This window comes from Kaistia terrae (assembly GCF_026344005.1).
GTDB lineage: Bacteria > Pseudomonadota > Alphaproteobacteria > Rhizobiales > Kaistiaceae > Kaistia > Kaistia terrae.
Genome location: NZ_JAPKNH010000003.1, coordinates 11853 through 24277 on the forward strand (window position 1 = coordinate 11853; position 12425 = coordinate 24277).

Below are 12425 nucleotides of genomic sequence, written 5' to 3' on the forward strand. Positions count from 1 at the left end.
GGCCGTGTCATTTCAACCGGCCGAGGCGCGCGGCGAGCGAGGCACGAACGTCCTCCTCCGCGCCATCCAGCAGCGCGATCAGCGCCTTGGTCGCGCCGGCGGAATCGCGTTGCTCGATCCTTTCGACGATCGTCCGGTGCAGCCCAAGCGAATGGACCTGCCCGGCCGGGTTGTCGTCGGTCAGGCGGAAGCTGATCACCAGCGCCGTCTCGATCAGGGCGGAGAGCGAGCCGATCAGTTCATTGCCCGTCATGTGCAGGATCGCCTGATGGAAGGCGAGGTCCGGCACAGCGAAGCGCTCGCCGTCGCTGCCGGCTTCTTCCATCTCGTCGAGCAGCGCGCGCAATTCGGCAATCTGCTCGGTTGTGGCACGCTCGGCCGCCAAAGCGCCCGCCATCGGCTCGATTGCCCGGCGCAGTTCGAACAGCGAGCGCGCTTCCTCGGCCGTCGTCCGCGCACTGAAGCGCCAGAGCAGCACGTCGGGATCGAGGAAGTTCCAATCCTTTCGCGGCCGCACCCGCGTGCCGGTGCGCGGCCGCATCTCGACCATGCCCTTGCCGGCCAGCACCTTCACGACCTCACGCAGGCCCGTGCGACTGGCGCCAAAGGCGGCGCTCCAGTCATCTCCGTTCGGCAATTGATCGCCGGGAACGAGCTCACCCCGCACGATGCTCAAGCCGATCTCGTTAAGCAGCCTCACATGCAGGCCGGAACGCGACGAGCCCTCGATGGGCGGCCTCGTCCGGGATGCCCTCGCGAGGGCTTCGCCATTCTTCATATCATTCACACCATTCACAAAGCTGTCATGCCCCGCCCTTACTAAACACACCATCGACCACGCATCCAGAGTATTCGATACGAAGACGCATAAATAATACTAAATATAAGCCACTACATACCGATCTATATGATCCGGACTGGAATATAAAGCCGGTCGATACATCTATTTAAATAGACGTGTCTCATGTCTTGTTTTGCTGATTGCTACGCATTCAGCAAGATCGCCACCATCCGATTTTGAATCTTGCCACCGTCGAGGGCTGCCGCCGTCGGGGAACGATGTCGCGCGGGCTGAGAAAACGACGCAATGCACCAACAGGAATGCCACGAAATGCCATCCTTGATGATCGATACAGCCGGTGAAGTCGGTCGCCGTCCGGCCCCGCGCGCGCGACGCCTCGCCGCGCTGAAGAGCACGGCGGCCGCCGCCCTGCTCTGCTCCTCGGCGCTTGCCGCCACCTCGCTGCCGGCCTTCGCGGTCGAGCCCTGGATCATGGTCGAGCGCAACTTCTTCCTTGATGCCGACCCAGCCCGCGGCCAGGGCGTCACCTCGGATGGTACCTACTGGTATTTCTCGGGCACGCATTCGCTCGAGATCGCCGACAGCAACTTCAACACCGTCTCGATCAATTCCGACGCGATTGCCGCCTCGCTGAAGATCCCGTCCGAGTTCTCGGATGCCGGCCTGAACCACATCGGCGACATCGATTACGCCAATGGGCTGCTCTATATCTCGCTCGATTCCAGCAACCGGGATCCGATCACCAACCTCAAATACAACAACCCGGTCTTTGCCATCTATGACGCGAAGACGCTAGAATATACCGGTCAGGCCTATGTGCTGAATCCGCCGGGTGGAACCGTCGACATCGCCAGCTGGGTGGCCGTCGACGCGAAGGCCGGCCTCGCCTATGGCATGGCCTATGACAACGCCACGCAGATCGCCGTCTACAACCTGTCGGATTTCAGCTTCAAGGAATACCTGCCGCTGTCGCAGGTCGTCGACCAGGCGCAGGGCGGCAAGATCCTCGACGGTTGGATGTATTTCTCCAGCGACGACGCCGACAAGACGCTGAGCCGCGCCAATCTCAAGACCGGCGAAGTCGAGATCCTCGGCAATATCAAGCTCGACGCCGAGCAAGAGATCGAGGGCCTGTCCTTCAAGTGGACCAAGGATGGCTGGTCGCTGAACGTGCTCGACCGCGAAGAAAGCTTCCCCGGCAATGGCGAGGAAGGCGTCGCCTTCTACAAGTACCTGCGTCCGTATGGAAACGTGCTCTCCGGCGAGATCCACGCTGACATCAAGGGCGGCCTTGTCGAGGACAGCCGCTATGTCCGCGACGCGGCCAACCGTCGTCTCCGCTCGGCCTTCGACGCGATCGCCACGCCGTCGTCAATGACCGCCACCTTCGATGAGAAAGGCCTGCACGCCGCCCCCGCGAACACGGACGGTATCGTCATCTGGGGTGAAGCCCTGGCCATGACCGCCGACGCCAAGGGCTCTGGCTACGCCGCCGATTTCGACCGCAACTCGGCCGGTTTCGTCGCCGGTATCGATGCTCCGATCGGCGGTTGGCGCGTCGGTATGCTCGGTGGCTACAGCCATTCGAGCTACGATGTTGACGACCGCGCCTCGACCGGCTCGAGCGACAATTACGACATCGGCGTCTATGCCGGCACCCAGTGGGGCGCGCTCGGCTTCCGCTCCGGCGCGATGTATGGCTGGCACGAAATCGACACCCGCCGCGGCGTCGTGTTCCCGGCCTTCAGCGAGTCACTCTCGGCAGATTACAGCGCCGCGACGGCGCAGATCTTCGGCGAACTGGCCTATCGCCTCGACATGGGCAAGAGCGCGATCGAGCCCTTCGTCAACCTCGCCTATGTCCATCTGGACACGGACGGCTTCTCCGAGACCGGCGGCACGATCGCGGCGCTCTCGACCGATAGCTCGACGACGGAAAACACCTTCTCGACCTTCGGCGCCCGCGCTTCGACGACGTTCGACCTCGGCAAGACCAAGACCGCGCTGCACGGCATGCTCGGCTGGCAGCACGCCTACCAAGACGTGACGCCGGTCTCCAGCTTCGCCTTCGGCACCGGCGCCTCGTTCGACATCTCGGGCGTGCCGATCGCCAAGGATGCGCTGGCGCTCGAAGCCGGCTTCGGCGTCTCGTTGACGGAAAGCGCCACGCTCGGCGCGTCCTATTCCGGCCAAATCGCCAGCGATGTCCAGGCCCATGCGTTCAAGATCAACTTCGACGTGAAGCTCTAGGCATCCGCCACTCGTTGGTTGGCCGCCCTCGATCTGCCGAAAAAAGAAGAGCCCCCGGACCTGGTGTCCGGGGGCTCTAGCGCTGATTGCGGGAAGCTCTGTCGCGGCTGTCCATGAGCGCGACATCCTCAAGTGCCATCGGCTTCGGCACGATGGTGCACCAACGCTACCGGCCACCGGCGCATTCGCCTTCGGCAATATTGCGATGCCCGTCGGGACGCAGATTTATCTCCCACCGGAATTGTCCCGTATCTACCGCTTCGACCGTGACGAGACGGCCAGGGTTCAGTAGCTTGGCTGCGCCCCAAAAGGCCAATTCTGTGGAGGAACGGTATGTATCTCGAAAAGCTTCGTCTCGACGGCAAGATTGCACTGGTGACCGGCGGCGGCCAATCGATCGGTCTAGCGACGGTCGAGGCGTTGGCCGAAGCCGGTGCGACCGTAATCATCGCCGATCGCGACGAAGCGGTCGCCAAGGCTGGCCAGGCCAGTTTGAAGGCCAAGGGATATGACGTCGAAGTCGTCGTGATGGACGTCACCGATTCCGCTCGCGTCAACCAGGTCGCCGACGATGTCGTCGCCAAGCACGGCAAGATCGACATCCTGGTCAACAATGCCGGCATCGCCCGCAGCATGACCCCTGCCGAGACGGTTACCGACGAGCACTGGCTCAATGTCATTGACGTCAATCTGAACGGCACCTTCTGGTGCTGTCGCGCCTTCGGCAACTACATGCTCAAGGCGAAGAGCGGCTCGATCGTCAACATCGGCTCGATGTCCGGTTTCATCGTCAACAAGCCGCAGGAGCAGGCCTTCTACAACGCATCCAAGGCCGGTGTGCATCATCTGACCAAGTCACTGGCGGCCGAATGGGGCGCACGCGGCGTCCGCGTCAACGCCGTGGCGCCGACCTACATCAACACGCCGCTAGCCGTCTCTGTCCTGGAGGATGACCCGAAGATGGCGGACGCCTGGCTCGGCGGCACGCCGATGGGCCGCATGGGCGAGACCGACGAGATCGCCTCGGTCGTCCACTTCCTCGCCAGCGACGCCGCCAGCCTGATGACCGGCTCGATCGTCTCGGCCGATGGCGGCTATACCTGCTGGTAAACGATTGCCACCACGAAACGTGGGCCGAGCGCGCGTCGCTCGGCCTCGTGCGGCGCCGCATGCCGATTATTCCGCAGGTGAATCCTGCTTGGACGCCGGGCGTCGGCGCAGATCTATTTTTCCTTCTTCCTGCGCTTCTTGGTGGTCTCTGGCAGGGGCAGTATCGCCGCTTTGCTCTTTGCCTTCTTTATCAACGTCTTCATCGGGGAAGTGTCTGCGTCCGGGTTGTCACGGCTCGCCTCGTCCAAGCGGTGCTTGAGGGCCAGCGCATAGATGACATCGAGAACATTTCTGTCCTTAAGCGTTGGCTCGCTCAAGGCGTGAAAGGCTGCCCGCACGATCTTCTCGGTCGTTGTCTCGGGATACAGTTGCCGAACGTGATCGAACAGCTGTGCGCTGGTCATGCCCTCGGTTGCACCGTCTATCAGGGCTCCTTCGAGGTCACTCTTCGACGCCGACATCTCTCAACTCCGCAGTGAACATCTGACTATACGCCAACGTACGGTAGGGTCCGATTGCGACAAGCGAAATACGGCTGTCTGTCGGCCGATTGTTGATCAACACCAACATCCACAGAGGGCCCAGCCGCTCATTATCGTCTGCGACCGGATGGCCAAACCCGATTCAGGTGCGGAATGAACTGCGCCCCGCGCAACCAGAATACTTCGCGCGTTTAATCCCGGATCGGCTCAAAGATATTTCTACTGCTGTCGCGAATGACTAGATCGCCTGCCCGCATTTCGCCATATTTTCATCAGGTTGCCAAATTGAGATTCTACAATGCGAAGTGGCTCGATGAAGATCGTGGTTCCATCCGCATTGCCACCTCGCCTTCGCTCTTCCTCAGGTCACCACGGCCGGGCGCCAGTGCAATCGCCGGAAAGTGGGAACTAAGCTCGTACCGATCGTAAGCCAACCGCCATTATTTGAATCGGGAGGTGTCTCAATGCCGTTGCGGAATCGATCCTCGTTTTCAAAGCGCCATGCTTTATGGCTGACTGCCTTCGTGACGGCCTGCGGCCTGACGGCTGCGGCCTCCATGCCGGCCTATGCCGAGACAAAGCATCATCCGGCGCAGGCGGAAGAGTCGCAACTGCCAGCGATCGAACCGGAATCGATCGCTGCTCTGACGCGGATGGGCGATCACCTCGCCTCCCTGAAGAGTTTCGAGATAGACACGCGCTCGTCGATGGAAGTCGTCGATGGCGACCAAAAGCTCAGCATCGAGGGTGGTGGCACCTATGAGGTGCAGCGGCCGGATCGGCTGAAGATCGACTTCCGCACCGACTCGCTGAAACGTGAGTTCATCTATGACGGCAAGACCGTTACCTATGTCGCCCCCAACGAGAATTTCTACGCCACCTTCGACGCGCCGCCGACGATCAAGGAAACGCTTCGGGACGCGGCGCAGAAATACGACCTCTCCTTCCCGCTCGCCGATCTGTTCAACTGGGGCACCAAGGACGCGCCGATCGACCAGATCAAGGAAGGATTCCACGTCGGCAAGGCCTATATCGGCGGCCAGGAGACCGACCATTGGGCGTTTCGCGGCCGCGATCAGGACTGGGAGGTCTGGATCCGTAGCGAGGGCAACCCGGTGCCGCTGAAGCTGTCGCTGGTCGACCGCCTCGAGCCGACCGCGCCTCGCTTCTCGGTCGAGCTGGACTGGACCGAAACCAAAACCTTCCCGGACGGGACGTTCACCTACACGCCTCCGGCCGGCGCGGCGCAGATCACCTTCGCCAATGAAGGAGCAGCCAAATGATCCGCGCCCTGTCAAACATGCTCCCGCGCGCTACCCTCGCCATCCTGATGACTTCCTCCCTGTCGCTCGGCGTCATGATCGATCATGCCGACGCACGCGGTGGCGGCATGCGAATGGGCGGTGGCGGCTTTCACGGTGGTGGCGGCGGCTTTCATGGCGGCGGTGGCGATTTCGGCGCCCCGCGCATGAATTTCGGCGGCGGCGGCTTTAATGCACCCGGTCATTTCAGCGGCCCGCCCCATCCCGGCCCCCATCCGGGACCAGGTCCGCACCCAGGTCCGGGTCCTCATCCGCATCCTGGCCCCGGTCCAGGCCCTCATCCGGGTCCCGGGCCCGGGCCACATCCCGGCCCCGGACCGCACCCACCGGGTCCGCCGCCACATCCGCCCGGTCCCCCGCCGCGTCCCTACCCCCACCCCTATCCCTATCCGGCGCCTTACTGGCCCGGCTATTGGGACGGCGCGGCCTATGTCGCCGGTGCGGTGGCGCTCGGCACAATCATCGCGACATTGCCGCCAGCCTGCGAGAACGTCCTGATCGACGGCACGACCTACAAGCACTGCGGCGATACCTGGTATCGCCCGCAATATCAGGGCCACGACATCGTCTATGTCGTCGTCGCCCCGCCCGCGTGATGCGAGCCAAGCCGTTCCGGAACCATCCGGGGCGGCCTTCCCGCCGCTTAGCCGATCCGAGCGAGAGAGTCTGCTGACAACAACAACCATCCCTAGCGGCCGAAATCAGCTGCCCTACATGGCAACGGAGATTGCGGGTCCCGCGCGTAAGCCAGACACGAGGCATCAAGCATGACGAACCGTTCGATCCTGTTCCTCGCCGCCGCTCTCGCCATCGGCACGACTTCCCTCGCAGCCCGGGCGGCCGAAACATCGGCGCCGGGTGCCCCCGTGCTCGTCACGCCGGACAATTTCGTTCGCGCCGAATCCGACCGCTATTTTGCCGGGCTCGTGAAGAAGGGGGGCGTCGGCAAGTTCAATCACACGCGCGAGCCCGCGCCGATCGACGACCAGACCGTCGTGCGGCTCAACCGCGATACGCTCTATTCTTCCGCCGTCATCGACCTCGACGCCGGTCCAGCAACCATCACACTGCCCGACACCGGCAAGCGCTTCATCTCGCTGCAGGTAATCGACGAGGACCAGTATACGCATGCGGTCCACTACAAGCCCGGCCAGTACACGCTGAACAAGGACGACATCGGCACGCGCTATGTCGTGGTTGGCATTCGCACGCTGGCCGACCCGGGCGATGCCGAGGACATGAAGGCCGCGCACGCGATCCAGGACGCGCTCAAGATCGAGCAGAAGGCTCCCGGCAGCTTCGATATTCCCAATTGGGACCAGACCAGCCAGGACAAGGTGCGCCAGGCGCTGATCGTGCTCGCCTCGACGCTGCCCGACACCAACCGCATGTTCGGCATGAAGGACAAGGTCGATCCCGTCCGTCGCCTGATCGGTTCCGCCTCCGCCTGGGGAGGCAATCCGGAGACCGAGGCTATCTATCTCAACGTCACGCCGACCGCCAATGACGGCAAGACGATCTACAAGCTCGACGTCAGGGATGTGCCGGTCGACGGCTTCTGGTCGGTAAGCGTCTACAACGCCGACGGCTATTACGAGAAGAACGACCTGAACGCCTATTCGCTCAATGATATCACAGCCAAGAAGTCCGCCGATGGTTCGGTTGCAATCCAGTTCGGCGGTTGTGATGGCAAGGTTGTCAACTGCCTGCCAACGGTGGCAGGATGGAATTACATGGTACGGCTCTACCGGCCTCATTCGGAAATCCTGGCCGGCAAGTGGACTTTCCCGGAAGCCCAACCGCAGAACTGAAGCACGGCTCGACTATTCCAATGACTTCTCGCCACCGGCTAACTCGGGTGGCGATGCGATCTGTTCCTGAAAAAATCAGAATATCTTCGCGGGCGTCGAAAGCAGCCAAGGTTTCACGAATCTCGACCCATCCGTGAACGCGACCGCCTCTGTTTGGAAATGCAGGAGAAGGCCATGCGAGTATCTCGATGGATCGCGTCAGCCGTTGTGGTTGGCGCTGGATTGCTGGCGCCGATGGTGCCCGCATTCGCCCAGGACGCGGCGACCGCGCCACCGAACATCCTCGTCATATTCGGCGACGACATCGGCCAGACCAACATTAGTGCGTATGGAGAAGGTGTCGTCGGCTACCGGACGCCGAACATCGACCGCATCGCCAGGGAAGGCATCAAGTTCACGGACTATTATGCCGAGAACAGCTGCACGGCGGGCCGTTCCACCTTCATCACCGGCCAGGTCTGCCTGCGCACCGGCCTGTGCAAGGTGGGCATTCCCGGCGCCACCGTCGGCCTTCAGGAGCGTGATGTCACCATTGCCCAGGCGCTGAAGCCGCTCGGCTATGCGACGGGCCAGTTCGGCAAGAACCATCTCGGCGACCGCGACGAGTACCTGCCGACCAATCACGGCTTCGATGAGTTCTTCGGCAATCTCTATCACCTGAACGCCGAAGAAGAGCCGGAGCGGCCTTACTACCCCAAGGATGATCTCGATTTCGTCAAGGCGAACTCGCCGCGCGGCGTGCTGAGAGCTTCGGCTGACGGCAAGATCGAGGACACCGGACCGCTCAACCGCAAGCGGATGGAAACGATCGACGACGAGACGACCGCGGCGGCCATCGATTTCATGGATCGCCAGACCAAGGCGAAGAAGCCCTTCTTCACCTGGATGAACACGACCCGCATGCACGCCTTCACGCATGTGCGCCCCGAAATGCAGGGCCAGAGCGGCATGCCCGGCAACGCCTATGCCGATGGCATGATCGAGCATGACGGCGATGTCGGAAAATTGCTGAAGGCGCTGGACGACCTCGGCATCGCCGACAACACGATCGTCGTCTACACCACCGACAACGGCCCCAACCAGTGGTCCTGGCCGGATGCGGCGACGACGCCGTTCCGCTCGGAGAAGGACACCAACTGGGAAGGCGCTTTCCGCGTTCCGGCGATGGTCCGCTGGCCCGGCCACATCAAGGCCGGCGAAGTCTCCAACGAGATGGTTTCGGGTCTGGACTGGTTCCCGACCCTGCTGGCCGCCGCCGGCGAACCCGACATCAAGGACAAGCTGCTGAAGGGCACCGAACTCGGCGGAAAGACCGCCAAGGTTCATCTCGACGGCTACAACCAGCTCCCCTACCTGACCGGCCAGTCGCCGAAATCCAGCCGTGGCGAGTTCTTCTACTTCAACGATGACGGCAACCTCGTCGCCTATCGCTACAACAACTGGAAGATAGTGTTCTGCGAGCAGCGCGAGCCGGGCGGCTTCGTCGTGTGGGCCAACCCCTTCACCTGCCTGCGCGCGCCAAAGGTCTTCAACCTGCGCATGGACCCGTTCGAACGCGCCGACGTCGTCTCCGATCAGTATTATGACTGGTTGGCCCAGAACGCCTATCTGATCCAGTATGGCGTCTGGAAAGTCGCGCCGTTCCTCCAGACCTTCAAGGACTTCCCGCCGAGCCAGCGGCCGGCGAGCTTCAGCGTTGACCAGATGGTCGATGCGCTGATGAAATCCCTGGATGGAGCCCCCAAGCCGAACTAGGGCTACCGGGCGGGCGACTGCCAGCGGCGGCCGCCCGCTCTTCTCGCATACTCTCTGATCGACAGTGGAATGACTTCGGGATTTTTCGTGATCGTGGAGAAATGACATGACAGACAGGCAAGAAGACGCCGGCCATTCCGGCGATAGCGTCAGCCGGCGCTCTCTTCTCAAGGGAACGACGGCGCTGATCGCGACATCGGCGCTCGTCGCCGGCGCCGCCAGCACGGCGAACCCGTCGCTCGCCCTGGCACAGGACGCAGCCACCACGCCGGCCAAGACGCCATCCGGCAAGCCCCCGAACATCCTCGTCATCTTCGGCGACGATATCGGCGTCCCCCAGATCAGCGCCTACACGATGGGCCTGATGGGGTACCGGACGCCCAACATCGACCGGATCGCCAGCGAAGGCGCCATCTTCACCGATTCCTATGGCCAGCAGAGCTGCACCGCCGGCCGCGCTTCTTTCATTCTGGGCCAGGAGCCGTTCCGCACAGGCCTGCTGACCATCGGCATGCCGGGCGACCCGCATGGCATTCAGGACTGGATGCCGACCATCGCCGACGTGCTGAAGACCAAGGGCTATGCGACCGGCCAGTTCGGCAAGAACCACCTCGGCGACCAGGACCAGCATTTGCCGACCAATCACGGCTTCGACGAGTTCTTCGGCAACCTCTACCACCTGAACGCCGAGGAAGAGCCGGAGGGATATTTCTATCCGAAGGACCCTGCATTCCTGAAAAAGTATGGTCCGCGCGGCGTCATCCGCTCCACCGCCGATGGCAAGATCGAGGATACCGGCCCGCTCAACACCAAGCGCATGGAGACAGTCGACGAGGAGTTCCTGGGCGCCGCCAAGGATTTCATCGACCGCCAGCACAAGGCCGACAAGCCGTTCTTCGTCTGGTTCAACGCGACCCGCATGCACGTCTTCACGCATCTCAAGAAGGAGTCGCTCGGCAAGACGGGCAAGGGCATCCACGCCGACGGCATGGTCGAGCATGACGGCATGGTGGGCGAACTGCTGAAGCAACTCGACGATCTCGGCATCACCGAGGACACCATCGTCGTCTACACCACCGACAATGGCGCCGAGATCGCGCTGTGGCCGGATGGCGCGATGACCATGTTCCATGGCGAGAAGGGAACGACGTGGGAGGGCGGCTTCCGCATTCCGATGATGGTGCGCTGGCCGGGCGTCGTGAAGCCCGGCACGCAGATCAACGATCCCGTGACGCTGATGGACTGGCTGCCGACCTTTGCCACCGCTGCCGGCATTCCGGACATCAAGGCGCAGATGAAGAAGGGATTCTCCGCCGGCACGAAGGACTTCAAGGTCCATCTCGACGGTTTTGACCTGACGGATCTGCTGAAAGGAACGGCCCAGAACCCGCCGCGTGATTCCGTCTACTACTTCGACCAGGGCGGCAATCTGAACGCCATCCGCTGGAATGACTGGAAGCTCAGCTTCGCCATCAACAGCGAGGGCAACATCGCGACCGCGACCCGCGAAGTGCCTTCCTGGGCGAACATCGCCAACCTCCGGATGGATCCCTATGAGCGCGGCTTGAAGGAAGGTGGCGGCGCGATCGACTTCCTGGCGCGCAACATGTGGCTACTGGTGCCGGTGCAGGGGAAGATCAAGGAGTTCTTCTCCGACTTCACGGACTTCCCCTATCAGGAAGGCAGCAGCCTGAATTCGAGCGGCATCAACTATGGCTTGCTCCGACAGGAGGCCGCGCTAAAGCGCCTGAAGGAACTCGAGTCGCTCGCGCCGCAATAGAGCGTCGCTTCGGGGCAGATCGCCTTCCCGCCGTGGCGCAACTCTAGCGCCACGGCAAACAACAAGGCTCGAGACGGCAAAAGCCGCCGGGCCGCGACGACATTCTGAGGGAATCTGGCCATGACTGCCGAGGCGAAAACTAAGGAACGACCGCTTGCCGACGCGATGATCGCCATCCCCGGCGGCACGTTCCGCATGGGGTCCGACGACCATTATCCGGAGGAGAAGCCGAGCCACCGCGTCACGGTGGATCGCTTCTTCATCGATCCCGCGCCGGTGACCAACGCCCAGTTCCGCGCCTTCGTCGAGGCGACCGGCCATGTCACCTTCGCCGAGATCGCCCCAGATCCGAAGGACTATCCGGGCGCCCTGCCGCACATGCTGAAAGCCGGATCGCTGGTGTTCACGCCGCCGGGCCATCCAGTCGACACGCGCGACTGGTCGCAATGGTGGGCCTTCAAGTTCCGAGCAAATTGGCGCCGCCCCTATGGCCCCGGCAGCTCGATCAAGGGCCTCGACGACCACCCGGTCGTGCATGTCGCCTATGCCGACGCCGAGGCCTATGCCAGATGGGCCGGCAAGGAATTGCCGACCGAGGCCGAATGGGAATTCGCGGCGCGCGGCGGGCTCGAGGGTACCGAGTTTGCCTGGGGCGACGAGTTCAACCCGGATGGCCGCGAGATGGCCAACACCTGGCAGGGCCAGTTCCCCGCCGAAAACCTGATGACCGACGGCTACCTGCGCACCTCGCCTGTCGGCGCCTTTCCGGCCAATGGCTACGGGCTCTACGACATGATCGGCAATGTCTGGGAGTGGACGAGCGACTGGTGGTCGACGCGCCATCCCGCCGACGCGCCGAAGGCCTGCTGTGTGCCCGAAAATCCGCGAGGCGGCCCGGTCGACGCCAGCTTCGATCCGCGCATGCCCAATGTCCGCATTCCCCGCAAGGTGCTGAAGGGCGGCTCGCACCTCTGCGCCCCGAACTACTGCCGGCGCTATCGCCCGGCCGCCCGCCACGCCGAACCGATCGATACCTCAACCAGCCATGTGGGCTTCCGCTGCGTCCGCCGCATCTCGGCCGAGCCGGCGGCATCCATGCAAGAGGGAGGATAG

The 12425-nt window shown here is 62.7% G+C and carries 10 protein-coding genes; 8 read left to right on the top strand and 2 right to left on the bottom strand.

What is annotated here, in order from left to right; genetic code table 11:
- Positions 1–7: 7 nt before the first annotated feature.
- Positions 8–667 (bottom strand): FadR/GntR family transcriptional regulator, encoded by a 660-nt coding sequence (locus OSH12_RS09815; RefSeq protein WP_266343881.1) that lies wholly within the window; start codon positions 665–667, stop codon positions 8–10.
- 456 nt (positions 668–1123) lie between these two features.
- Between OSH12_RS09815 and OSH12_RS09820 the strand changes: the two genes are divergently transcribed.
- A complete protein-coding gene (locus OSH12_RS09820) occupies positions 1124–3052 on the top strand; it encodes an autotransporter outer membrane beta-barrel domain-containing protein (RefSeq protein WP_266343375.1) in 1929 nt (642 codons plus the stop codon).
- 333 nt (positions 3053–3385) lie between these two features.
- Positions 3386–4162, top strand: a complete 777-nt coding sequence (locus tag OSH12_RS09825) for an SDR family NAD(P)-dependent oxidoreductase (protein ID WP_266343376.1) — start codon at positions 3386–3388, stop codon at positions 4160–4162.
- A gap of 113 nt (positions 4163–4275) precedes the next feature.
- Here OSH12_RS09825 and OSH12_RS09830 read toward each other — a convergent pair whose 3' ends face one another.
- On the bottom strand, positions 4276–4623 hold the full coding sequence (locus OSH12_RS09830; RefSeq protein WP_266343377.1) for a hypothetical protein: 348 nt from the start codon (positions 4621–4623) through the stop codon (positions 4276–4278).
- Between the two features lie 485 nt (positions 4624–5108).
- On the opposite strand from OSH12_RS09830, the gene OSH12_RS09835 reads away from it, so the two are divergent.
- The 6 genes from OSH12_RS09835 to OSH12_RS09860 all read left to right on the top strand — a co-directional run bounded on the left by OSH12_RS09835 (position 5109) and on the right by OSH12_RS09860 (position 12425).
- Positions 5109–5927 (top strand): DUF2092 domain-containing protein, encoded by an 819-nt coding sequence (locus OSH12_RS09835; RefSeq protein WP_266343378.1) that lies wholly within the window; start codon positions 5109–5111, stop codon positions 5925–5927.
- Positions 5924–6562: a hypothetical protein gene (locus tag OSH12_RS09840; RefSeq protein ID WP_266343379.1), complete on the top strand. Its 639-nt coding sequence runs from the start codon at positions 5924–5926 to the stop codon at positions 6560–6562. Before OSH12_RS09835 ends, OSH12_RS09840 begins: the two co-directional genes overlap by 4 nt.
- A gap of 171 nt (positions 6563–6733) precedes the next feature.
- Positions 6734–7777, top strand: a complete 1044-nt coding sequence (locus OSH12_RS09845; protein WP_266343380.1) for a DUF1254 domain-containing protein — start codon at positions 6734–6736, stop codon at positions 7775–7777.
- 234 nt (positions 7778–8011) lie between these two features.
- A complete protein-coding gene (locus OSH12_RS09850; RefSeq protein ID WP_266343882.1) occupies positions 8012–9532 on the top strand; it encodes an arylsulfatase in 1521 nt (506 codons plus the stop codon).
- A 106-nt stretch (positions 9533–9638) separates the two neighbouring features.
- Entirely contained in the window at positions 9639–11312 is a 1674-nt protein-coding gene (locus tag OSH12_RS09855) for an arylsulfatase (protein WP_266343381.1), read from the top strand.
- Positions 11313–11432: 120 nt separating this feature from the next.
- Complete coding sequence (locus tag OSH12_RS09860) at positions 11433–12425, top strand: formylglycine-generating enzyme family protein (protein WP_266343382.1); 993 nt, start codon at positions 11433–11435, stop codon at positions 12423–12425.